General features: G+C 69.5%; 18 protein-coding genes. 8 read left to right on the top strand and 10 right to left on the bottom strand.

Annotation, left to right across the window (positions count from 1 at the left end):
- Positions 1-2: 2 nt before the first annotated feature.
- The 4 genes from phnD to ACQW02_RS26405 form a co-directional block, all read right to left on the bottom strand.
- Positions 3-926, bottom strand: a complete 924-nt coding sequence (gene phnD, locus ACQW02_RS26420) for a phosphate/phosphite/phosphonate ABC transporter substrate-binding protein (protein ID WP_431282900.1) — start codon at positions 924-926, stop codon at positions 3-5.
- A gap of 84 nt (positions 927-1,010) precedes the next feature.
- Positions 1,011-2,207, bottom strand: coding sequence for an MFS transporter (locus tag ACQW02_RS26415; RefSeq protein ID WP_431282899.1), 1,197 nt, complete (start codon positions 2,205-2,207; stop codon positions 1,011-1,013).
- A gap of 6 nt (positions 2,208-2,213) precedes the next feature.
- A complete protein-coding gene (locus tag ACQW02_RS26410; RefSeq protein WP_431282898.1) occupies positions 2,214-3,599 on the bottom strand; it encodes an FAD-binding oxidoreductase in 1,386 nt (461 codons plus the stop codon).
- A 4-nt stretch (positions 3,600-3,603) separates the two neighbouring features.
- The gene (locus ACQW02_RS26405) at positions 3,604-4,458 is read right to left on the bottom strand and encodes a dimethylarginine dimethylaminohydrolase family protein (RefSeq protein ID WP_431282897.1); all 855 of its coding nucleotides are present in this window, start codon (positions 4,456-4,458) and stop codon (positions 3,604-3,606) included.
- Positions 4,459-4,558: 100 nt separating this feature from the next.
- Here ACQW02_RS26405 and ACQW02_RS26400 point away from each other — a divergent pair, with 100 nt between their 5' ends.
- On the top strand, positions 4,559-5,320 hold the full coding sequence (locus ACQW02_RS26400; protein ID WP_431282896.1) for an HpcH/HpaI aldolase family protein: 762 nt from the start codon (positions 4,559-4,561) through the stop codon (positions 5,318-5,320).
- A gap of 2 nt (positions 5,321-5,322) precedes the next feature.
- A complete protein-coding gene (locus tag ACQW02_RS26395; RefSeq protein ID WP_431282895.1) occupies positions 5,323-6,066 on the top strand; it encodes an SDR family NAD(P)-dependent oxidoreductase in 744 nt (247 codons plus the stop codon).
- On the opposite strand, the gene ACQW02_RS26390 is transcribed toward ACQW02_RS26395, so the two are convergent.
- Positions 6,056-7,483, bottom strand: coding sequence for a PLP-dependent aminotransferase family protein (locus ACQW02_RS26390; protein WP_431282894.1), 1,428 nt, complete (start codon positions 7,481-7,483; stop codon positions 6,056-6,058). The genes ACQW02_RS26395 and ACQW02_RS26390 overlap by 11 nt on opposite strands.
- A 71-nt stretch (positions 7,484-7,554) precedes the next feature.
- On the opposite strand from ACQW02_RS26390, the gene ACQW02_RS26385 reads away from it, so the two are divergent.
- On the top strand, positions 7,555-8,265 hold the full coding sequence (locus ACQW02_RS26385; protein WP_431282893.1) for a pyridoxamine 5'-phosphate oxidase family protein: 711 nt from the start codon (positions 7,555-7,557) through the stop codon (positions 8,263-8,265).
- Positions 8,266-8,317: 52 nt separating this feature from the next.
- Complete coding sequence (locus ACQW02_RS26380) at positions 8,318-9,346, top strand: ABC transporter substrate-binding protein (RefSeq protein WP_431282892.1); 1,029 nt, start codon at positions 8,318-8,320, stop codon at positions 9,344-9,346.
- A gap of 5 nt (positions 9,347-9,351) precedes the next feature.
- Here ACQW02_RS26380 and ACQW02_RS26375 read toward each other — a convergent pair whose 3' ends face one another.
- Positions 9,352-10,206 carry a universal stress protein gene (locus ACQW02_RS26375; RefSeq protein ID WP_431282891.1) on the bottom strand — a complete coding sequence of 285 codons (855 nt, stop codon included), beginning with the start codon at positions 10,204-10,206 and terminating at the stop codon, positions 9,352-9,354.
- Positions 10,207-10,360: 154 nt separating this feature from the next.
- Between ACQW02_RS26375 and ACQW02_RS26370 the strand changes: the two genes are divergently transcribed.
- Positions 10,361-11,758, top strand: a complete 1,398-nt coding sequence (locus tag ACQW02_RS26370; RefSeq protein WP_431282890.1) for an amidase family protein — start codon at positions 10,361-10,363, stop codon at positions 11,756-11,758.
- Here the strand turns inward: ACQW02_RS26370 and ACQW02_RS26365 are convergent.
- Both ACQW02_RS26365 and ACQW02_RS26360 read right to left on the bottom strand, forming a co-directional pair.
- The gene (locus ACQW02_RS26365; RefSeq protein ID WP_431282889.1) at positions 11,746-12,159 is read right to left on the bottom strand and encodes a tellurite resistance TerB family protein; all 414 of its coding nucleotides are present in this window, start codon (positions 12,157-12,159) and stop codon (positions 11,746-11,748) included. The genes ACQW02_RS26370 and ACQW02_RS26365 overlap by 13 nt on opposite strands.
- Before the next feature lie 52 nt (positions 12,160-12,211).
- Complete coding sequence (locus ACQW02_RS26360; RefSeq protein WP_431282888.1) at positions 12,212-14,983, bottom strand: ATP-dependent DNA helicase; 2,772 nt, start codon at positions 14,981-14,983, stop codon at positions 12,212-12,214.
- 137 nt (positions 14,984-15,120) lie between these two features.
- On the opposite strand from ACQW02_RS26360, the gene ACQW02_RS26355 reads away from it, so the two are divergent.
- From ACQW02_RS26355 to ACQW02_RS26345, 3 genes are read left to right on the top strand one after another with little or no spacing between them, the layout of a single operon-like run.
- Positions 15,121-16,740, top strand: a complete 1,620-nt coding sequence (locus ACQW02_RS26355) for a lysine--tRNA ligase (RefSeq protein WP_431282887.1) — start codon at positions 15,121-15,123, stop codon at positions 16,738-16,740.
- Complete coding sequence (locus ACQW02_RS26350; protein ID WP_431282886.1) at positions 16,737-18,644, top strand: lysylphosphatidylglycerol synthase domain-containing protein; 1,908 nt, start codon at positions 16,737-16,739, stop codon at positions 18,642-18,644. Before ACQW02_RS26355 ends, ACQW02_RS26350 begins: the two co-directional genes overlap by 4 nt.
- Before the next feature lie 31 nt (positions 18,645-18,675).
- Positions 18,676-19,446 carry a fumarylacetoacetate hydrolase family protein gene (locus ACQW02_RS26345; RefSeq protein ID WP_431282885.1) on the top strand — a complete coding sequence of 257 codons (771 nt, stop codon included), beginning with the start codon at positions 18,676-18,678 and terminating at the stop codon, positions 19,444-19,446.
- Here ACQW02_RS26345 and ACQW02_RS26340 read toward each other — a convergent pair.
- Positions 19,434-20,417: a 2-dehydropantoate 2-reductase gene (locus tag ACQW02_RS26340; RefSeq protein WP_431282884.1), complete on the bottom strand. Its 984-nt coding sequence runs from the start codon at positions 20,415-20,417 to the stop codon at positions 19,434-19,436. The two genes, ACQW02_RS26345 and ACQW02_RS26340, sit on opposite strands and share 13 nt — an antisense overlap.
- On the bottom strand, positions 20,414-21,937 hold the full coding sequence (locus tag ACQW02_RS26335) for an acyl--CoA ligase (RefSeq protein WP_431282883.1): 1,524 nt from the start codon (positions 21,935-21,937) through the stop codon (positions 20,414-20,416). The genes ACQW02_RS26340 and ACQW02_RS26335 overlap by 4 nt, the downstream gene beginning before the upstream one ends.
- Positions 21,938-22,004 lie beyond the last annotated feature (67 nt).

Raw genomic sequence — 22,004 nt, 5'->3', positions numbered from 1 at the left:
GATCAGCTACGGCGCTGTTGCCGGCGCAGCGCGCTGTTTTCCTCGGTGACCGCGATCACATCCAGGTAATCGGCGTGGCGCGCCGGGGCCAGGCCGCGGGCATTGCTGGACATTTCGGCAAAGGCCTGTGGGTTGGCCTGCGGCATCGCCATCATCGCGGTGGCAAAAGCCTCCCGCAGGCCACCCGGCAGGTCGGTGCGGCCGACGAAGGGTCCGTTCGGGATCAGCGGCGTGCGCCAGACGACGCGGATGGAGCCGGCGGGGATCATCCCCTTCTCCTCCATGCGCTGGAAGGTGTTGCGTGCCTCGTTGCTGTAGGACACGGCGCCGCAGTCGTATTGGCCGTTCAACACCGCGATCACCACGTTCTCGTGGCTGCCGGCAAAGCCGGTGCGGCTGAAGAAGGACGTCGGGTCCATGCCGTCCTTGCGCAGGAAATAGGACGGGAACTGGAAGCCGGAGGTGCTGTTCGGATCGACCCAGGCGGCGGTCTTGCCGCGCAAATCGCCGATCGCGCGGATCGGGCTGTCGGCCTTGACGATGACGGCGCTGAAGTAACCCTCGGCGCCCTCATTATCGATGTAGCGCGCGAAGGGGGCGATCTTGTCGCCCATCACGCGGGCTGCCAGCGCGTAGGCGGCAGCACCCAGATAGGCGAATTCCGCGTGGCCGGACCGCAGCGCCTCCACGACACCCGCATAATCGCTGCCGCGGAACACGCGGACCGGGCTGTCGAGCGTCTGGCGCAGGTAGGCGGCCATGTCCTGGAGCCGGGCGATGGCGTCACGCTCATTCTCGACCGAGACGATGCCGTAGCGGATCTCCGGCACCTGGGCGCGCCAGGCGGGGGCGGACTGGGCACGCACAAGCGCCGGCGCGGCCAGCATCGGGACAAGGGCGGTCAACAAGGGGCGACGCTGGAACACGGCAGGCTCTCCATCCGGAGGGCGCCGCTTGCCACGCGGACGGCGGCGCGCCGATGACAGAACCGCGTCGACTGGATGACGGGTTCAGCGCGGCCCGGGCAGGCGCATGAACATCAGTGTGCAGGCCAGCAACGCCGCACACAGGAAGGCCATCGCCGCCGCCGGCCCGCCCCAGGCGCCGACCGGCCCGCTGGCGGCCTGCAGCACCGCGGCGCCAGCGAAGAACGACAGGTTCACCGCCGCCATCGCCTTGCCGACATCGGCGGGCGCGGTGGCACCACGGACCAGGGCAAAGATCAGCACATGCATCGACAGGGTCAGGAAGTAGCCGAACAGCATCGCCGCGTCCCACCACCCGGGCAGGCCACCGCCCAGAAGCACCAGCGCCAGAAACCCCGCCGCGAGCAGATGCCCGACCGCCATGAGCAACCAACGCCGACCAAAATGCCGATCGAGCGCCCCCGCCAGTGCCGGGCCGATGACGAGGGCGAAGGTCGCGAAAAGCAGGATGTTGCCTGCCTCGATACGCGAAAACCCCTTCACCTCCATCAGCCACGGCCCGCCCCACAAGCCGCGCACGCCGATCATGACCGCGAAGGAACAGAAGGCCAGCACCACCACATTGCGCAACCCACGCGAGAAAAGCAGGCGCACGACGCCACGCGCCTCCGGCACCATCGCGCGTGGCGGCGCGGTGTCCTTGTCCCCGCGCGGCAGAATGGCGACGATCAGGGCGATCACCGCAATGCCCAGCCCGACATTGGCCCAGTAGCCGACACGCCACCCCGCGCCATCGACGATCAACGCCAGGGGGCTGGCCGACAACAACATCCCGCAATTGCCAAAGGCCTGGATCATCCCGCCCCAAAGCCCGAATTTCTGGGGGCTGAGGATCTTGGCGGCATAGGTCATAGGGCAGAGCAGCGCCCCCGAGCATCCCAGGCCCAGAACGACCTGGGCCAACAAGAACCCGCCCGCCCCACCGGCGACCGCGGCCAAGGCCGCGCCCAGGGTGACCGTCGCGCAAAGCCAAAGCGCCACGGTCTTCACGCCATACCGGTCCAACGCCACCCCCACCGGGATTTGCCCCGCGGCAAAGGCGAAGTGGAAGGCGCCCGTCAGCGCGGCCAGGCCCTCGGCCGTGACGCCCAGGTCCAGGGTCAGCACATCGACCGCGATGGCGGGCAGGGTGCGAACGGCATTGGACAGAACATGCGCCATGGCCAGCGCCATCAACGGCAGCACGAAGGCGGCCGAGGCCTCATCCACGGGGCGAGTCATCGCGGGTCAGTTCCGGAAGATTTTTCCGGGGTTCAAAATGCCCTTGGGGTCCAGCGCGGTTTTCAGCGACCGCATGACCGCGAGGGCCTCCAGCCCGTGCTCGGTTTCCAGGAACTCGCGCTTGCCCAGGCCGATGCCGTGTTCGCCCGAACAGGTCCCGCCCAGCGCCAGGCCGCGCGCGACGATCTTCTTGTCCAGCGCCCAGGCGCGTTCCAGGGCGTCGGGCTGATCGCCCGGCACGAGGATGACGGTGTGGAAATTGCCGTCGCCGACATGGCCGACGATGGGGGCAAGCAGGCCGGAGGCCTCGATATCCTCCCTCGCGCCCAGCAGCGCCTCGGCCAGGTTGGAAATCGGCACGCAAACGTCGGTGGCAATGCCGCGCGACCCAGGCACCATGGCGATCGCGGCCCAATAGGCGTCGTGCCGCGCTTTCCACAGCCGGTTGCGGGCGTCGGCATCCGTCGCCCAGTCGAAACCGGCGGCGCCATTGTCACGGGCGATCTCCTCCACCGCTTCGGCCTGCTCGCGAACCGCCGCGGGGGTGCCGTGGAATTCCAGGAACAAGGTCGGGATGGGCGCGAAGGACGCGGGCAGTTTCGAAAACGCGATGCAGGCGCCCATCTGCACCTCATCCAGCAATTCGATGCGGGCGACGGGAATGCCGGCCTGCATGGTGGCGATCACCGTCTCGACACAGGCGGCCAGGGTCGAGAACTGGCAGACGGCGGCCGATTGCGCCTCCGGGATGCCATGCAGGCGTAGTCGGATTTTCGTGATGACCCCCAGGGTGCCTTCGCTGCCGATCATCAGCCGGGTCAGGTCGTAGCCATTGGCGGCCTTGCGCGTGCGGCCGCCGGTCTGGATGACGCGGCCATCGGCCAGCACGACTTCCAGCCCCAGCACATTCTCGCGGATGGTGCCGTAGCGCACGGCATTGGTGCCGCTGGCGCGCGTCGCGCACATGCCGCCGATGGTGCAGTGGCTGCCGGGATCGACCGGGAAGAACAGGCCGCGATCGCGCAGATGGTCGTTCAACTGCTGCCGGGTGACGCCAGGTTCGATCAGGCAGTCCATGTCCTCCTGGTTCACTTCCAGGATCGCCGCCATGCGCGACACGTCCAGCGACACGCCGCCCCGCACCGGGGTCACATGGCCCTCCAGCGAGGTGCCGGCGCCAAAGGGCGTCACGGCGATGCCGTGCTGGTGGCAGAGGGTGACGGTGCGGACCACGTCGGTCGTGGTTTCAGCAAAAACGACGGCATCGGGCATGACCGGGGTGGTGGTGTCCTCGCCATGGCTGTGCTGTTCGCGGATGGCATTGTTGACCGACAGGCGTTCGCCCAGGGCCTCGCGCAGTGTCGTGGCCACCGCCTCCATCGCATCCGGCATCGTTTTAGTCCTCTTTCCGCAACAAGGGGCAGGTCAGGCAATGCGGTCCGCCGCCGCCCAGCGTGAACAGGGTGAGGTCAGGATCGAGCACCACCAAGCCCTCCGCGCGCAGGGCAGCGTTGAGCCGGGTGGAGGCGCGGGCGGAAACGACCTGGCCCCGGCCGAGGGCCAGGATATTGGCGCCGAGGGCCATCGCCTCCCGATACGGCACGTCCAGGCAGCGGATGTTTTTTTGCGCCAGCCAATCGACCAGCCCGGGGTCGAGCACGTCCAGGCAGGCGACGGCCAACCCGGGGGCGGCCATGCAGAGCAAAACGTCCAGATGCAGGAAATGCTCATCGAAGGGCTGTAGCCGCACCTCCCAGCCCTCGGCGCGCAGCCAGGTGGCAAATTGTTCGGCGCCGGCCTGGTCGGTGCGGCCGCCCGAATAGCCGACCAGCGCCAGCCCGGGGCGCAGAATGTGGATGTCGCCGCCCTCCAGCGTGCCGGCGCTGGATTTGTGCCAGAAGGTGCCGCCGTGCCAGTCGATCAGGGGGGCGTATTCGCCGCGCCGCTGGGGCCGTTCCAACTGGCACAGCACGGGGCCGGCGTGGGTCACGACCACGCTGTCCCGCGTATAGACCATGTAGGGCAGGTGCGGTTCCGGGCGCAGCGCATGGACCCGCGCGCCGCCCTGTTCCAACGCATGCACCAGTTCGGCGTGCTGCGCCGCCAGATGCGCCGGGGCCGGCGCCTGGTGGTCGGTGGCCAGGGTCGCGCGCGCGATGCTGTTGGTCGGCAGCCAGCGGTAGTGATCGGGCGGGCAGACCAGCACATCGGCCAAAAAACCCGTTTCGGAAGCGACGCGCCATTGGTTCATGGGCGCAACCTGCCCGGCGGCGGCGACCGGGTCCAGCCGCGTTGACGCTCCCCAGGGCCACGCCTAGCGTCAAGATCCTGAATGAAATGAGGAACGCAGAATGGCGAACGCCGTGAAACAGGCCATCAAGGCCGGCAAGTCGGTGGTGAATGGCTGGCTGGCCATCCCGTCGGGCTTCAGCGCGGAGGTCATGGCCCAGTGCGGCTTCGACAGCGTCACCGTCGATATGCAGCACGGCGTGCAGGATTATCTCTCGGCGGTCGCCTGCTTCCAGGGCATCTCGGCCGCGCGCAACGACGTGACGCCGATGGTGCGCGTGCCGTGGAATGAACCGGGCATCATCGGCAAGGTGCTGGACGCCGGCGCCTATGGCGTGATCTGCCCGATGGTGAACACGCCGGAGGAAGCCGCGGCCCTGGTCTATTCCTGCCGCTACCCGCCACAGGGCGGCCGCAGCAACGGCCCGATCCGCGTCGGCATGTATGGCGAAGGCGGCCCGTATCAGGAGACGGCGAACCAGGAGATCCTGGTCATCCCGATGATCGAGACGCGCCAGGCCGTCGCCAACCTTGACGCCATCCTGGATGTGCCCGGCATCGACGGCATCTATGTCGGTCCGTCCGACCTGGGCTTCTCCTACGGGATGGTGCCGAAGCTGGACCGCGAGGAACCGGAGATCCTGGAAATCTACGACAAGATGCTGAAGGCCACGAAGAAGCGCGGCCAGTTCGCCGGCATCCACAACGGCACGGGTGCCTATGCGAAGAAGGCGATCGGGCTGGGCTTCCAGCTCGTCACCCTGGCCAATGACAGCGGGCTGATGATGATGGGCGCCAAGGCCCAGATCGCGGCGGCGCGCTGATCTTGCGGCGTATCCTCGTCACGGGCGCGGCCTCCGGTATCGGGGCCGCGACCTGTCGTGCGCTGGCGGCACCCGGCACCGCGATCCTGGTGCATACCCGCAAGAACGCGGCGGGGGCGGAGGCGGTGGCCGCCGCCGTCCGGGCAGCCGGCGGCGTGGCCGAGGTGGCGCTGGCCGATCTGAGCGAGGCCGAGGCCCCCGCCGCCCTGATCGCGCGGGCACAAGCGACCCTGGGTGGCCTGGACGTGCTGGTGTCCAACGCCGGCTGGGCCGATCGCACGCCTTTGCTGTCACTGACCGATGACGGCTTCCGGCAGAGCCTGGACACCATCGCCTGGGCCTTCTTCCGCCTGGCCCGCGCCGCGGGGCCGCTGTTGCAGGCCGGGCATGAACCGCGGCTGATCGCGGTGTCATCCTTCGTGGCGCATGTGTTCCGCAACGACAGCACCACCTTTCCGGCGACCGCCGCGGCCAAGGGCGCGGTCGAGGCGATGGTCCGGGCGCTGGCCATCGAATGGGCGCCGCAGGTGACGGTGAATGTCGTGGCGCCGGGCTACACCCAGAAGGACGCCGGTGCCCATGCGGCGCTGGATGCTGCCGCCTGGGAGGCGGTGAAGGCGCGGATTCCGTTGCGAAGGCTGGGGACACCGGCCGATGTGGCGGCGGCGATCGCGTTCTTGGCGTCGCCGGGGGCGGGGTATGTGACCGGGCAGATGCTGCATGTGGATGGCGGGATCACGACCTGATCCCGGCCAGCACGCGCCCCAACGCCTCCGCCGCCCGTTCCAGCGCGACATCGGCAAATCCGGTAAACCCCAGCACCAGCCCGGCCACCGGCTGGCGCGCCAAGTGCATCGACGACAGCGGGCGCACCGCGATCCCCACCCGCGCCGCCGCTGCCGCCAGCGCCACATCATCGCCACCGCCGCGCAGGCGCGCGACCAGGTGCAGCCCCTGGTCCGGCACCTCGACATCCAGCCAGGGCGCGCAATGCCGCGCCAGGGCCGCCGCCAACACATCGCGCGACGCCCGGTGCCGCGCCCGCAGCCGGCGCAGGTGGGCCGCGAAGGCGCCGCTGTCCAACAGGTCGGCGATGGCGCCTTCCAGCAGGGTCGGCGGCTGGCGGTCGGTCGCGGCGCGCACCGCCAGCACCGCATCCATCAGCGCCGGTGGCACCACCAGGTAACCGCAGCGCAGCCCCGGAAACAGCACTTTTGAGAAGGTGCCGATATACAAAACCCGACCGCTGGCATCGAGCCCCTGCAAGGCCGCCAGCGACCGGCCGGAAAAGCGGACTTCGCTGTCGTAGTCATCCTCGATGATCCAGGCGCCGGCGCCGCGCGCCCAGTCCAGCAAGGCCAAGCGCCGCTGCATCCCCATCACCACACCCAGGGGATATTGGTGGCTGGGAGTGACATAGGCAGCACTGGCATCGGGCGCCGCCGTGATCCCCGCCGCAACATCCAGCCCCTGCGCATCTACCGGCACGGGCACGGCGCGCCCGCCAACCCCGGCCAGGGCGGTGAGGAAGGCTGGGTAGCACGGGTCCTCCACCCAGACCCGTCCGCCGGGGGGCAGGATCGCGCGCAGGGCCAGGCCAAAGGCGTGCTGCGTGCCGGAGACGATGACGATGTTCCCGGCCTCCGCCCGCACACCACGGGCGGTGCGCAGCATATGCGCGATGGACTCCCGCAGTTCCGGCGTGCCGCGCGGGTCGCCGTAGCATAGGTGCTGCGGGTCGAACCGGCGCAGCCGACGGGCCAGGGAACCGCGGAACTGCGCCATGGTGCGCGGATCGGCCGCGGCCTGGCCGATGGTGAAGGGCAGCGCGCCAGCGGCGGGCGACGGTGCCGTCGGAACCTGGTTCTGGGCGCGCGGGCGCGGGACGGGCCCGGCGGCGGCGACGAAGGTGCCGGCCCCCACCCGGGCGACGGCATGGCCCTCGGCCAGAAGCTGTTCGAAGGCCGCGATGGCGGCGCTGCGCGACACGCCCAAGCTCCGCGCCAGGGCGCGGGTCGGCGGCAACCGCGCCCCGGCCCCGAGCGTGCCGTCCAGGATCAGCCCGCGCAGCGCCAGGTAGACCCGCCGATGCGCCGGCAGGCCCGGTGCCGGAGCCTCCGGCAGCAGCAACAGATCGGCCCAATTGGTCGAATCCACTGGCACTGAATTGGCTCTATTTTCGACCATTGTCATCGGCGCAGACTGCGCCGCGAGCAACACCCGGAACAAGCCCCATGTCCGACACCGCCTATCCCGTGACCCCCCGCAACAAGGTCAAGCGCTTGCACGAACGCGGGCGCTACGATCGCGAGACGGTCCACGCCATCCTGGACACGGCCATGCTGTGCCACATCGCCTATGTCATCGACGGCCAGCCCTATTGCACGCCCACGGTCTTCTGGCGCGAAGGCGACCACCTCTACTGGCACGGCAGCAGCGCCAGCCGGATGCTGCGGGCCCAGAAACCGGGACTGAAGGTCTGCCTGACGGTCACCCACATGGACAGCCTTGTGCTGGCCCGCTGCGGCTTCAACCATTCGGTGGACTACCGCTCGGTCATGGCTTTTGGCACCGCCGCCATCATCGACGATCCGGAGCAGAAGGCGCGGGCGCTGTCGGCGATGATCGACCGCTTCTACCCCGGCCGTGACGCGACCCTGCGGCCATCCTCGGTGCAGGAACTCAAGGCGACCATGCTGCTGGGCATGGAGATCGAGGAGGCCTCCGGAAAAATCCGCGCCAAGGGCGTCGGCGATGAGGAGGAGGACTACGCCCTGCCGATCTATGCCGCGCGCATCCCGGTGCATCAGGTCCTGGGCGAGATCGAACCCTGCCCGCGCCTGATGCCCGGGGTGGCGCGCCCCGAAGGCCTCGCCGGATTCACCCCCGGCCGTCGCCTGGACGAGGTGATGACCGAGACGGCGGCGCTGGTCTACGCCGAGTAGCGGCCTTTTTCTTGCATGGCGTTCATCCGTTCGTCGCCTGCAAGGATCCGCCATGCGCCTGTCACGCCGCTCGCTGTTCGCCACCCCCGCGGCACTCGCAGCGCCCGCCCTCGCGCAGGCACTGACGCCGGTCCGCTTCACGCTTGATTGGCGGTTCCAGGGCATCCACTCCTGGTACTACCTGGCGCTGGAACGGGGCTGGTTCCGCGACGCCGGGCTGAACGTCACCATCGACCAGGGCGATGGATCGGCGAATACCATCACCCGCATCATGGGCAATGCCTATGATGCGGGCTTCGGCGACATCAATGCGATCATCCAGCAAGCCGCCGCGCGGCCCGGCGAACAGCCGGTCATGGTCTACCAGCTCTACAACCGCGCGCCCTTCGCGCTGCTGACCAAGGCCACCAGCACGATCAACAGCCTGGGGGACATGCCGGGCCGCAAGATCGGCGGGTCGCCGGGGTCGCCCGCGTTGCAACTGTGGCCGCTGCTGGCACGGCTGAACAACATCGACACGAGCAGGAACGAGGTCGTGAACATCACCCCCGCCCTGCAGGAACCCATGCTGATCCGCGGGCAATTCGAAGCCGGGACGGTCTTCACCCTGACCGCCTATGCCAATCTGCTGGCGCTGGGGCTGAACCCGGATCGTGACTTCCGTTGGTTCATCTATGCCGACCACGGCATCGACCTGTATTCGAACGGCGTCATGGTCTCCCAGCGCCTGGTCCGCGACAACCCGACCGCCGTGCGCGGCATGGTGGCGGCGATCAACCGCGCCATGCTGGAAATCGGCCGCACGCCCGCCCTCGGCGCGCAGACGATGCTGAAGGTGGACCCGACCACCAATGTCGAGATCGAACGCCAGCGCATCGAATTCGGCTGGCGCACACTGATGGCGACCGAGGAAGGCATGCGCCTCGGCGCCGGCGACCTGGATGATGCCCGCCTGGGCCGGGCGATCGACCAAGTGTCCGAGGTCTTCTCGCTGCCACGCAAGCCGGCCCCGTCGGAGATTTTTTCGCGTGCCTTCCTGCCGCCCGCCGACCAGCGCGTGATGCGCGCCGTCGGCACCTGACGGCGTCAGTGCGACATCAGCACCGGGATCGTCATCTGCTGCAGCAGGCTGCGCGTGACGCCGCCCAGGATCATCTCCCGCACCCGCGAATGGCCATAGGCGCCGATCACCAACAGGTCTGCCGCTGAATCCGAAGCCTGGTTCAGCATGACATCGGCGATGCTGACCGCGGCCGCACTGGTCTGCTTGGTCAACACGGTCAGCCCATGTCGCGCCAGATGGGTCGCGATGTCGGCGCCCGGCACCTCGCCATGCGCGCGGTCGCCTTCGGCATCGACGGTCAGGATGGTGACCGATTCACCAGCCTGAATCAGCATCAGCGCGTCATTCACCGCCCGCGCGGATTCCCGGCTGGCGTTCCAGCCGACCAACGCCCGGCGCCCGGCCGTCTTGAAATGCCCGGCATAGGGCACGACCAGGACCGGCCGCCCGGAAGTGAACAAGGTCTGTTCGATGACGCTGGTGTCGTCCAGATCATCCACGCGATCGGGGTTGTGCTGGCCCAGGATGGCCAGGTCCACATAACGCGCATGCAGCGCCACGGTCGTTGACGGAACCCCGGTCACCACGCGCCATTCCCCGGTCACCCCCTCGCGTCGGAACGCCTCCTCCACGCGGGCTTGCACCAGCGCCGCGGCCTCCCGCGCCTCCTGCTCCAACTGCTGCATCAACCCGGCGAGCACACCGCCATCGCTGAAGCCGCCGGTCGAAGCGCCCAGCAGGGACGGCGGAAAGGGGTCGATGACGAAGAGCGCCGTCAGATGCGCGCCATGCTGGCGGGCCAGTTCCGCCGCGAGGTCGAAGCGCGCCTGGGACGGCGTGGTGCCGTCGACATGGACGAGGATGTTCTTCAACGGCATCTGGCGTCTCCTGATTTCAGCCCAGGCCGTCGCGGCGGGCGCAGGCGGGGGCGAACAGTTGCAACCTCGCACTGGTGGGCGCCGGGCGCCTTGATCCGGGTCAATGCGGGGGCGCGACTTGCCTCGACCCCCAGGCTGGGTCGAACCTGTGCGGATGACAGATCTTTGCGACCGGACCGCCCGCGACCTCGCCACCCTGATCGCCGGGCGCAAAGCCTCACCGGTCGAAGTGACCGCCGCCGCCATCGCCCGCATCGCGGCGTGGGAGCCACGGCTGAACGCCTTTGCGGCGCCCGATTTCGACCGCGCGATGGATGCGGCCCGGGCGGCGGAGGCCGCGGTGATGCGCGGCGATGCGCTCGGCCCGCTGCATGGCGTGCCGGCGACCATCAAGGATGTGCAAAACGTCGCCGGCCTGCCGACGCGCTGGGGCACGCCGCTGACCGACGCCACCCCGGCTGCAGCCGACAGCCCGTCGGTGGCCAGGCTGCGGGCGGCGGGGGCGATCATCCTGGGCAAGACGACCCTGCCGGAACGCGGCTGGGTCGCGCTGTCGGACAGTCCGCTGACCGGCACCACGCATAATCCCTGGCGTCACGGTTTCACGGCCGGCGGGTCGTCATCCGGGGCGGCGGCGCTGGCGGCGATCGGCGGAGGGGCGCTGCATCTGGGGTCGGATGGCGCGGGGTCCGTGCGGCTGCCGGCGCATTTCTGTGGCGTGGTCGGGTTCAAGCCCAGTTTTGGCCGCATCCCCTACCCGCCCGTCGCGGGCTCCGGCCTGTCGCATCTGGGGCCGCTGACGAGGGATGTCGGCGATGCCGCGCTGATGACCGCGGTGCTGGCGGGGCCGCATCCCTCCGACGTGACCACGCTGCCGGGCGGCTTGGATGCGACCCCGGCGGGGCCTGACCTGCGCGGGCTGCGCATCGCCTTCAGCCCGGCGCTCGGCCACGCCCGCGTGGATGCCGAGTTCGCGGCCCTGGTGGCCGCCGCCGTGGCGGCCTTCACCGAGCTGGGCGCGGAGGTCGTGGCCGTCGATCCCCCCTGGGGTCCGCGCGCGCCCGCAGTCATCCGTGCCCTGTGGTCGGCCATGCTGCTGCCCATGACCCCCACCAATGCCGGCATCGCCGCGCAAATGGACCCAGGCCTGGTCGCCTGCCTGCGGGATGCGCAGAGCATGACGCCGGCCGAGATCATCCCGACCATCACCGCCCGCCAGGCATTTGCGGGCGAGGTGAACACCTGGTTCGCCGATAGCGGCTTCGACCTGCTGGTCACGCCCTCGGCCAGCGTCGCGGCCTTCCCCACCGGGCAACTGCACCCGGCCGGCTGGCCGGCGCATGCCTGGGACTGGCTGTCCTGGGCGGAATTCTCCCACCCGTTCAACTTGAGCCACGGGCCGGCCATCTCGGTCCCCTGCGGCCTGACCGCGGCGGGGTTGCCGGTGGGGTTGCAGATCGCCGGGGCGCGGCTGGAGGATGCGGTGGTGCTGCGCGCGGCCGCGGCCTTCCAGGCGGCGCGGCCCTTCGCGGTGGTGCCTCAGACGACCTGATAGCGCGCCTTGGCGGCACGCTCGATCGCGCCGGCGATCAGCCGGTCGATCTCAAGCCCGATGCGTAGGGTCTGCAGGAAGCGCAGCTCGCCCTGGCTGGCCTCGCCATCGGCCGCCGCGACTTCGCAGGCCAGCAGGTAGGCGGTTTCGCGCAGGCGCATCGGCAGCGCATCCCGCACCAGACCGGCGCCACGTTCCAGCCCATCGGGCATGGCCAGCAGTTCCAGCACGGTTTCGGTCGCCGTCGCGATGTTGTGCGGGGAAAAATCGCCAAAGGCCGGCAGGTCGCGCACCAGCCGCGTCATCAGCGCCTGTTCGGCATCGGTCATCGGGCCATCGGCGGCGCTCATCAGCACCATGGACGCGATCAGGGCTTCCTGGGGATTGAAGCGGTGGGGCAAGCGGGTGACTCCGGGAGGTTAGCCGGAGGCGTGGCACCGGACCCCCCTGCGGTCAATGCGCGGCCCCGCCACCGACAAAGCCATGGACGATCTCGCAGGCCGCCTTCAGCCCCACACGTTCGGCCGGCACCGGCAGGCCGGCCAACACCCGGCTGGGCGCGCGGCGGTCGAGCAGGACGAAGACGCCACGGTCATCGCCCGCCCGCACCAGGCGTCCAAACCCCTGGCGCAGCCTGGCCCGGGCGATGGCGTCGTCGTAGCGCGCGGGCTGCCCACCTGACAGATACAGCCGCCGTTCCCGGTGCAGGATGGTCGGCCGCGGCCAAGGCACGCGGTCAAAAACCAGCAGCCGCAGCGACCGCCCGGGCACGTCCACCCCATCCCGCAGCGCATCGGTGCCGAGCAGGCAGGAGGTTTCCTCCGCGCGGAACACATCGACCAAGGTGCCATTGTCCATGGCATCGACATGCTGGGCGTAGAGCGGGATCCCGGCCTCGGCCAAGGGGGCGGCCAGAAGCCCATGCGCGGCGCGCAGGCGGCGGATGGCGGTGAACAACCCCAAGGCGCCACCGCCGGAGGCCAGGAACAGGTCCCGCATCGCGGCCGCCACCGGGGCCGGTTCCGCCCCCACATCGGTCACCACCAGCACCCGCGTCTGGGCGGCGTAGTCAAAGGGGCTGGGCACCGAAGCACGGATGGCGGGGGTGGGTAGGTGGGATGCACCGGTGCGGGCCTCGGCCGCCAGCCAGGCCAGTTCGGCGTCTTCCTCGGCCGTGTCGCGCAGGGTGGCGCTGGTCACCAGCATGCCATGGGCGCGGGCGGCGACGTGGGTGGCGAAGGGGATGGTCGGGTCCAGCCAATGGCGGTGCATCCCGGCATCGACATCCTTGCCCTCGGCCCGGCGCAGGGTCAGCCAATCGACGAAGGACGGGCGGCTGCCGGGTTCCGGCGCCGGGTCGGCCAGGGTGGCGAGCATGCTGGCCCAGGCGCCGAGCGGCAGCAGGGCGCGGCGTTCGATCCCGGCGGCGGCGGCTGCGATGCGGATGCGGTCGCCGACCTCAAGTTCGGCCCCTTCCTCGTCCAGCAGCGCCAGCATGGACTTGTGCAGGGTGTCGAGCGGCGTGTGCAGCGCCGCCAGGGCGTCGCCCAATGCCTCGCCGGCCGCGCGCAGCCCGTCCTGGACGGGGTGCAGGTCGCATTCGGCGTCATACCCGGCCTCGGCATTTTCCGCCCGGGCCAGGACCTGGGCGCGCAGCGCGGCCAAAAAGGCTTCGGCCGGGTGGGGGGCGTCGGCCAGGGCCAGGCGGGTCTGCCAGCCGGATGGCGGCAGGGCGCGCGGGGCGGCGGCCAGCGCGGCGCCCAGGGCATCGGCCAGGTGCGGCCGGTCGGCGCAAAATTCCTCGATCCGGCGTTGCAGCCCCCGGGCGCGGCCGGAGCCTTCGGCGCCCAGCAGCCAGCGCCGCAACTCGATCATCTCCCACCCCGCGAGCGCCGCGGAAAACGCCCCATCGGCGGCGTCGAACAGGTGGTGCCCCTCATCGAAGACGTAGCGCAACGGGGTCGTGCCCTCGCCATCATCGCCGCCGCCCAGGGCCGCCTGCACCATCACCAGCGCGTGGTTGGCGATGACCAGCCGGGCGCCCGCGGCGCGGCGGATGCTGTGTTCGACGAAGCAGCGCTTCCAATGGGTGCAGGCCGAATGGATGCATTCGCCCCGTCGGTCCGCCAGGCCGCGCACCTGCGCCGGGTCGAACAACTCGGCCAGCCAGCCCGGAAAGTCGCCGCCCTGGATATCGCCATCCCGCGTCGCCCCGGCCCAGCGCGCGACCAGGGCCAGGGGCAGCGCCTCCCGATTGTCGTTGCGCTTGGTCGCGTCTTCCAGGTTCAGCAGGCAGAGGTAGTTTTCGCGCCCCTTCCGCACCACGATTTTTCGGCGACGCTCGATGGGGTCGGGGAAAAGGCGGTTCGTCTCCTGCTCGATCTGGCGTTGCAGGTTGCGGGTATAGGTCGCGATCCAGACCGGGGCGCCATTGCGTTCGGCCCAGAGGTTGGCGGGCGCGATGTAGCCCAGGGTCTTGCCCGTGCCGGTCCCGGCCTCAGCCAGCACCACGGCCGGCGAGCCCTCGGCCTCACGCGGCACGAAGGCGCCGGCGGCGGCGGAGGCGTAGTCGGACTGGCTCGGCCGCTGTTCCGCGCCGGCCCCCAGGATGTCGGCCAGGGCGCGGCGGGCCTCGGCGGCGGCGACGGGGTGGCTGGCGGCGGGGGTGGCGGGGGCCGCGTCCTCCCATTCCGGCAGGCGGCGCCAGACGCGCAGGGCGCCAGCATCGGCGCGGGCGTTTTCCTGGCCCATGGCGGCCATCACCGCCTCCGCCCAGGGCCAGCGGGCGACGTCGCGCAGCCGCGCGGCCAGGCTGGCGGCATCGGCATTGCGATCGGCCTGCCGCGCGCCGGCCAGTTTGCGCAGGATGGTAACGGCCAGGTCCGGGATCAGGGCGGCGGCGGCCTCGTCCGACGCCGGCATCTCCATGCCCAGGGCCAGCGCCATGCCGCGCGGGGTCGGGGCGGCCGTGGTGGCGGGCAGGGCAAAGGCCAGCAATTCCAGCAGGTCGAAGACGCCGCGGATCGGCGCGATGTTCAGCCGCTTGGCGGTGACCCGGGCGTGCACCAGCATCGGCGCGGGGTGGTCGGCCAGGGCCACGACCATTTCGGCATTCGGCAGCACCAGCACTTCGCCATCGGGCGTGACCAGCACGCTGCGCGCGGCGCCCGCGACTAGGGCCGGGGCATCGGGCAGCAGCAGGCGCGGTTGGGTGCCGGCGGCCATCAGTCGTGGCGAATCGGGGGGGCCGCAACCAGCGCGGGGGCGGCATCACGCATGGGGGGCAGATAAGGGCGCGGACCGTTCAAGTAAACGTGGCACCCCTCGCGCCGCCCCCCCGCGCTGCCTATAACCGGCCCATCATGTCAGACCCCTCCCTCCTCGCCACCCGCGCCTGGCCCTTTGAAGAAGCGGCGCGCGTCGCCGACCGGCTGCAAAAGACCGGCAAGACGACCGCCTTGTTCGAGACCGGCTACGGCCCCTCGGGCCTGCCGCATATCGGCACCTTTGGTGAGGTCGCGCGCACCACCTGGGTGCGCCGCGCCTTCGCGGCCGCGACCGGCCTGCCATCCCGCCTGCTGGCCTTTTCCGACGACATGGATGGGTTGCGGAAGGTCCCGGACAATGTGCCGAACCGGGAGATGCTGGCCGAATACCTGGGCAAGCCACTGACCAAGGTGCCGGACCCTTTTGGGACGCATGACAGCTTCGGCGCGCACAACAATGCCCGGCTGCGGGCGTTCCTGGATGGTTTCGGCTTCGAATACGAATTCGCCTCCTCGACCGATTATTACCAAAGCGGTCGGTTCGACGCGGCGCTGCTGCGGATGCTGGAGGTCCACGACCAGGTGCGCGACGCCGTGCGCCCGACCCTCGGCCCCGATCGGCGGGCGACCTATTCGCCCTTCCTGCCGATCCATCCCCGCACCGGCATCGTCATGCAGGTGCCGGTGGACGAGGCCCGGCCCGAATCCGGCACCATCATCTGGACCGACCCCGCCAGCGGCGAACGTTTTGAAACCCCGGTCACCGGCGGCCAGGTGAAGGCGCAGTGGAAGGCCGATTGGGCGATGCGCTGGTTCGCGCTTGGCGTCGATTACGAAATGTCGGGCAAGGATCTGATCGACAGCGTGAAGCTGTCCTCGGCCATCGTGCGCATCCTGGGCGCCGAACCGCCGGTGACGTTCACCTACGAATTGTTCCTCGACGCCGAGGGGCAGAAGATCAGCAAGAGCAAGGGCAATGGGCTGACCATCGAGCAATGGCTCGACTACGCCCCGCCCGAGAGCCTGGCCTGGTTCATGTATGCCTCCCCCGGCAGCGCCAAGCGGCTGCATGCCAAGGTGATCCCCCGCGCGGTGGATGACTGGCTGGCCGGGGTGGAGAAGCTGCGCGCCGCCGCGGAGCCGACCAACCCCGCCTGGCACATCCATGGCGGGGCGGCACCGGCCACGCGGCCGCCGACCATCGGCTTCGCCACCCTGCTGAACCTGGCGGGTGTCGCCAATACCGACGATCCGGCGCGGCTCTGGGCCTATATCCAGAAGTATTATCCGGCCGAATCGCCGGAAACCGATCCCGTGCTGGATGGTTTGGTGAGGAATGCCTGCGCCTATTGGCGCGATTGGGTGGCGCCGGAACGGCGGTTCCGCCCGGCAACCCCGGCCGAGGCGGAAGCGATGCAGGAACTGGCGCGATTGCTGCGCGAACGGGAGCCGGGCTTCATGGCCCTGCCCCCCGGCCCACAGCGGGAATCCGCGATGCAGGACGCCGTCTATGACGCCGGCCGGCGCGAACCCTTTGCCGTGCCGGGCAAGGACGGCAAGATCGGCGTCGGCCGCGCCTGGTTCTCGGCGCTGTATGAAGTGCTGCTCGGCAAGACCGAGGGCCCGCGTTTCGGCGGCACCATCGCCGTCATGGGCGTGGCCGAGGCCTGCGCGCTGATCGAACAACGCCTGGCCGCCGAAACCGCCGCCGCGTGAGCGTGAACTGGCCCAGCATCCGGCGGCACGGGACGACAGTCTTCGGCCTCGCCTTGCTGGTCGGCGCGATTTTCGTGGTGCAGCGGGAATTCCGCAGCCTGAAGGTCTCGGACATTACGGCGGCGCTGGAGGCGATTCCGAACCACACGCTATGGGTCGCCGCGGGCTGGACCGTCCTCGCCTATGCCGTTCTGACCATCTACGACCGGCTGGGGTCGGTCTATGCCGGCAAGCCGGTGTCCTATTCCCGGACGTCGCTGGCATCCTTCTGTGCCTATACGCTGGCGCACAACATCGGCTTCGCGGCGGTGTCCGGGGCCGCGGTGCGGTATCGGTTCTACGCTGCCTGGGGGCTGACCCCGGTCGAGATCGCCAAGGTCATCGCCTTCACCTCATTGACCTTCGGGTTGGGCGGCTTCGCGCTCGGTGGGCTGGTGCTGGTGCTGGAGCCGGAGGTGGTGCCCTATCTCGGCACCAACCTGCCGCATTGGGCGATGCAGAGCGTCGGTGTCGCGATGTGGTGCATCGTCGCGGCCTATCTGCTGCTGTCACGCGTAAAACCGCATTTCATCGCCTTTGGGCATCAGATCGACCTGCCGGGCTTCCGGATGGCGCTGTTCCAGACCCTGCTGGCCAGCGTCGATGTCGCGGTCACCGCGATGATCTTTTATGCGCTGCTGCCGCCGGCCGAAGGGCTGACCTTCATCCGCTTCCTCGGCATCTATGTCGCGTCCTATACGGGCGGGCTGGTTGCCAGCATTCCCGGCGGCATCGGCGTCTTCGACGGGGCGATTTTGCTCGGGCTGTCGCCCTATCTGCCGACGGCGGAGGTGGTTGGGGCGCTGCTGCTGTTCCGGCTGTACTACTACATCATCCCGCTGTTCCTGGCGGGCGGGCTGTTCATCGCCTTCGAACTCGGCCAGCGCCGCACGCTTCTGGCGCGGATCGGCCCGATGGCGCGGATCACCGAATCCTTCGAGGTGCCCGTCCTGGCCGGGCTGACCGGGTTGGGCGGGCTGATCCTGCTGTTCATCGGCGCATTGCCGGTCAAGGGCACGCTGATGGAGGCCTGGGCCGGGCATATCGCCGCCGGGGCATCGCATTTCGCGTCATCCCTGCTGGGATCGTTGTTGCTGGTCGCGGCCTATGGGCTGGTGCGGCGGCTGCGCCTGGCCTGGGGGGTCGGGCTGTTCCTGCTGCTGTCGGGCGCCTTCGCGATCTGGCTGCGGGGTGAGGCCTGGTGGCTCTGGGGTGCCTTCATCTTCGTCGCGGCCCTGTTGGCGGCGACCCGGCGCGGCTTCTACCGCGATGCGGGGGTGCTGGCCGAACCGGTTTCCCCAGGCAGCGCCGCCGCGCTTGCAGCCGGCGCCGCCTGTGCGGTGACCTTGGCACTGGTCGCCTATGGCGGCCCGGTGCGCGAGGAATCCTGGTGGCAGGTCGTGATGGCGGAGGATGCGCCCGACAGCCTGCGCTTCACCGTGGGGCTTTGCGCGGTGATGCTGCTCTATGCGGCGCTGCGCCTGCTGCGGCCGGCGCGGATCACCCCGGTGCCCTGGGATGATGAGGCGCGGGCGCGCTTCGCCGCACTGGGCGGCAAGCCCCCGACCGGCGCCGATGCGGCACTGTTCCTGGACAACGGCCGTGGCGCGCTGGCCTTCGTGAAGCGCCACGACGTGTGGATCGCGATCGGCGACCCGGTGGGCGATGCGACGGCGGTGATCTGGCGCTTCCGCGACCTGTGCGAACGCAATGCCGTGGACCCCGCCTTCTTCGATGTGCGGGAGGCCGATCTGCGCATCTACGGCGACCTTGGCCTGGTGCCGGTCGCGATCGAGGAGCGGCCCGGCCGCTTCCTGGTGGCGCGGGCCGAAACCGCGGTGCGTGTGGCCGCAGCGGTCGGCTGATGCCGCCACATCAGGCAGTGGAGGACGTGACATGACCCTTTGGGTTCGTTTTTCGTGCGATGGTGCCGAAGGCTTTGGCACGCTGGACGGCGACACCGTGCAGCCGCATGCCGGCGACCTGTTCGCCAATCCCACCGCGCAGGGCGCGCCGCTGCCCCTGGCCTCGGTCACGCTGCTGCCACCCGTCGCGCCACGCAATTTCATCGGGCTGTGGAACAATTTTTTCGAGGCCGCGACCAAGCAAGGCAATGCGATCCCGGCCGAGCCGCTGTATTTCCTGAAATCCCCCGGCAGCATCATCGGCCCCGACGCCGCCATCCGCGCCCCCGCCGGCTATACCGGCAAGGTCTTGTACGAGGGCGAGCTTGGCCTGGTGATCGGCAAGACATGCAGCGCGGTCACCGAGGACGAGGCCGCCGATGCGATCTTTGGCCTGACCTGCGTGAACGATGTGACGGCGCTGGACGTGCTCTTCGCCGATCCATCCTTTCCGCAATGGGCGCGGGCCAAGGGCTGCGACACCTTCGGACCGGTCGGCCCCTGCATCGCCACGGGGCTGGATTGGTCCAGCCTACGCGTAAAAGTCGCGCTGAACGGGCGGGAGCGGCAAAACTACCCGGCCAGCGACATGATCCTGGCGCCGGCAAAAATCGTGTCGCTGATTTCACGTGAAATGACGTTGCGCCCCGGCGACCTGATCGCCTGCGGCACATCGGTCGGCGCGCTGCCGATGCGGCCGGGGATGGTGGTGGAGGTCACCATCGACGGCATCGGCACCCTGCGGAATACCTACGCGCCGTAGCACCCGGCCGCGCGGCCCCGCGCGCGCACCAGCGCCAGCACCGTCGCGCAGGTCGGCGCCGGCAGGCCGGTCAGCTCCGCCAGTTCCACGATCACGCCCAGCAGCGCGTCGATCTCCATCGGCCGCCCGCGTTCCAGGTCCTGCAGCATCGAGGTCTTGTGCGCGCCGACCTCCGCCGCCCCCGCGATGCGCTTGTCCACATCGATCCCGAAGCGCACGCCCAGGGCTTCGCCGATCGCCTGGGATTCCAGCATCATCGCCCGGGCCACGCCGCGCTGGCCGGGGTCGCCGGTCAGCACATCCAGGGTGGCGCCGGTCAGCGCGGAAATCGGGTTGAAGGCGAGGTTGCCCCAGAGTTTCACCCACAATTCATCGCGGATACGCGGCCGGATCGGGGCCTTGAATCCGGCACCGATCAGGGCTTCCGACAGGGCCGCGATGCGCGGGGTGCGGCTGCCATCCGGTTCGCCCAGGGTGAAGCGGTCGCCGTAGGTGTGTTCGATGATGCCGGGTTCCACCACCTCGGCCGCCGGATAGACGATGCAGCCGATGGCGCGCGATGGCGCCAGCAGATCCCACACGCGACCATCGGGGTCGATGCTGCGGACGCGATGATCCTCATGCGGCCCGGCGAGCTTGTAGAAATACCACCAGGGGATGCCGTTCACCGCCGAGACGATAGTCGTCTCCGGCCCCAGCAACGGCTGCATCTGCGGTGCGGCCCCAGGCAGGGAATGCGCTTTCAGCGTGACCACGACATGATCCTGCGGCCCCGCTTCCTCGGCCGAGGCGACGCAGCGCGGCCGTGTCACGATCTCCGCGCCATCGGTGCGCAGGATCAGGCCGTTCTTCTGCATCGCCGCCAGATGCGGCCCGCGCGCGATGATCGTGACCTCGACATCGCCCTTCTGGGCCAGCTTCGCGCCCATCAGCCCGCCGATCGCGCCGGCGCCAAAGATGCAGATCTTCACAGCGATAGCCCCAGTTTTTCGGCAAGTCCGATGCGCATCAACTTGCCAGTCGCACCCTTCGGAATTTCCGCCAGGAACACGATCTTCTTCGGCACTTTGAAATCCGCCAGATGCTTGGCCGCGAAATCACGCAACTCGCGTTCGGTCACGCCCATGCCGTCGCGCAGCACGACCGCGGCGCCCACTTCCTCACCCAGCTTGTCGTGCGGGATAGCAAAAGTCAGCGCCTGTGCGACGGCAGGGTGGTCGGACAGGATGCCGTCCACCTCCAGCGGCGAGACCTTTTCGCCGCCACGGTTGATGAGTTCCTTCAGCCGCCCCGTCAGCATCAGGAATCCCTCGGCATCGAACATCCCCTGGTCGCCGGTGCGGAACCAGCCGTTGAAAAACGCCTTGGCATTGGCCTCGGGGTTGGCTTCGTAGCCCTTGGTCACATTGGGGCCGCGGATCACCACCTCACCGATCTCGCCCTGCGGCAGGATGGTGCCGTCGTCGTCCATGATCGCGACGTCCGGCCCGGCGGCGCGGCCGACATGGCCAGGCTTACGCGGGCCCTCCAGTGGGTTGGAGGCCATCTGGTGCGCGGCTTCCGTCATGCCGTAGGACTCCACCAGCGGCACACCAAAAACCTCCTCCATCTGGCGCATCACCGGGCCTGGCAATGAGGCGCTGGACGACCGGATAAAGCGCAGCCGCGCGCGGGCGATGATCTCCGCATTGCGTTCGGCACGCGACAGGATGGTCTGGTGCATGGTCGGCACCGCCGTGTACCAACTCGGCCGTTCTTCATCGAGGAAGCGGAAGAAGCGCAGCGCATCGAAGCCAGGCGTGCAGCACACCGCCGCCCCGGCGCCGAGCGAGGACAGCACCGCCGCGATCAGCCCGTGAATGTGAAACAGCGGCATCACGTTCAGGCAGCAATCGGACGGGCTCAATGCCAGCGAGGCGCCGATGTGCCGCGCCGATGCCGTGATATTCGCCTGCGTCAGCGGCACGATTTTTGGGCGCGCCGTGGTGCCGGAGGTATGCAGCACCAGGGCCACGTCATCCGGCCCGGCAAAGCCTGGGTTGGCCGCTGTGCCGGGGGTGCCGCCCTCCAGCGAAAAAGCGCCTGCGCCGGCCGCGGGGTCGGCCGAAACCTCGATGATCGGCACGCCCAGGCCGATCGCGGCGGCCCGCGCCGGGGTGTCCATGCCGCGCGCGACGATCAGTGCGCGCGCCTTCAGGTCGTCGATGTAGAAGGCGAATTCTTCCTGCTTGTAGCCGGGGTTCAGCGGTGCCGTGGTGGCGCCCGCCGCGACAGCGACAAACGCCGTCGCCATTTCCGGCCCGTTCGGCAGCACCAGCGCGACGCGATCGCCGCGCCCGATGCCGCGCGCGTTCAGCGCCGCGACCGTTCGTTCGGCCAGAGCGCGCAATTCAGCGAAGGTCAGGGGCGCGCGGCCGTCGGGCGCGCGGATCGCGGGGGCGTCGGCCGCACCGGCGCCCAACAATTCCATGATCGTGCTGTATCCGGTCATTGCCGTGCCTCTTCCCCGTTTAGCGGCAAGTATGTGGTCAGGCCGCAGGCTGCGAAAGGGGCGCGCC

Origin of the sequence: Humitalea sp. 24SJ18S-53, assembly GCF_050632385.1 — a bacterium.
GTDB lineage: Bacteria > Pseudomonadota > Alphaproteobacteria > Acetobacterales > Acetobacteraceae > Humitalea.
Note: the sequence above shows the minus strand (reverse complement) of the source record. Positions and strands in the feature narration are given on the sequence as shown.

Coding starts and splice junctions, on each gene's coding strand:
- ACQW02_RS26360 (WP_431282888.1), bottom strand. CDS start 14,983: ATGGCCGCCGGCACCCAACCGCGCCTGCTGCTGCCCGATGCCCCGGCC.
- ACQW02_RS26345 (WP_431282885.1), top strand. CDS start 18,676: ATGACCCTTTGGGTTCGTTTTTCGTGCGATGGTGCCGAAGGCTTTGGC.
- ACQW02_RS26335 (WP_431282883.1), bottom strand. CDS start 21,937: ATGACCGGATACAGCACGATCATGGAATTGTTGGGCGCCGGTGCGGCC.
- ACQW02_RS26410 (WP_431282898.1), bottom strand. CDS start 3,599: ATGCCGGATGCGATGGAGGCGGTGGCCACGACACTGCGCGAGGCCCTG.
- ACQW02_RS26400 (WP_431282896.1), top strand. CDS start 4,559: ATGGCGAACGCCGTGAAACAGGCCATCAAGGCCGGCAAGTCGGTGGTG.
- ACQW02_RS26380 (WP_431282892.1), top strand. CDS start 8,318: ATGCGCCTGTCACGCCGCTCGCTGTTCGCCACCCCCGCGGCACTCGCA.
- ACQW02_RS26375 (WP_431282891.1), bottom strand. CDS start 10,206: ATGCCGTTGAAGAACATCCTCGTCCATGTCGACGGCACCACGCCGTCC.
- ACQW02_RS26405 (WP_431282897.1), bottom strand. CDS start 4,458: ATGAACCAATGGCGCGTCGCTTCCGAAACGGGTTTTTTGGCCGATGTG.
- ACQW02_RS26415 (WP_431282899.1), bottom strand. CDS start 2,207: ATGACTCGCCCCGTGGATGAGGCCTCGGCCGCCTTCGTGCTGCCGTTG.
- ACQW02_RS26370 (WP_431282890.1), top strand. CDS start 10,361: ATGACAGATCTTTGCGACCGGACCGCCCGCGACCTCGCCACCCTGATC.
- ACQW02_RS26355 (WP_431282887.1), top strand. CDS start 15,121: ATGTCAGACCCCTCCCTCCTCGCCACCCGCGCCTGGCCCTTTGAAGAA.
- ACQW02_RS26385 (WP_431282893.1), top strand. CDS start 7,555: ATGTCCGACACCGCCTATCCCGTGACCCCCCGCAACAAGGTCAAGCGC.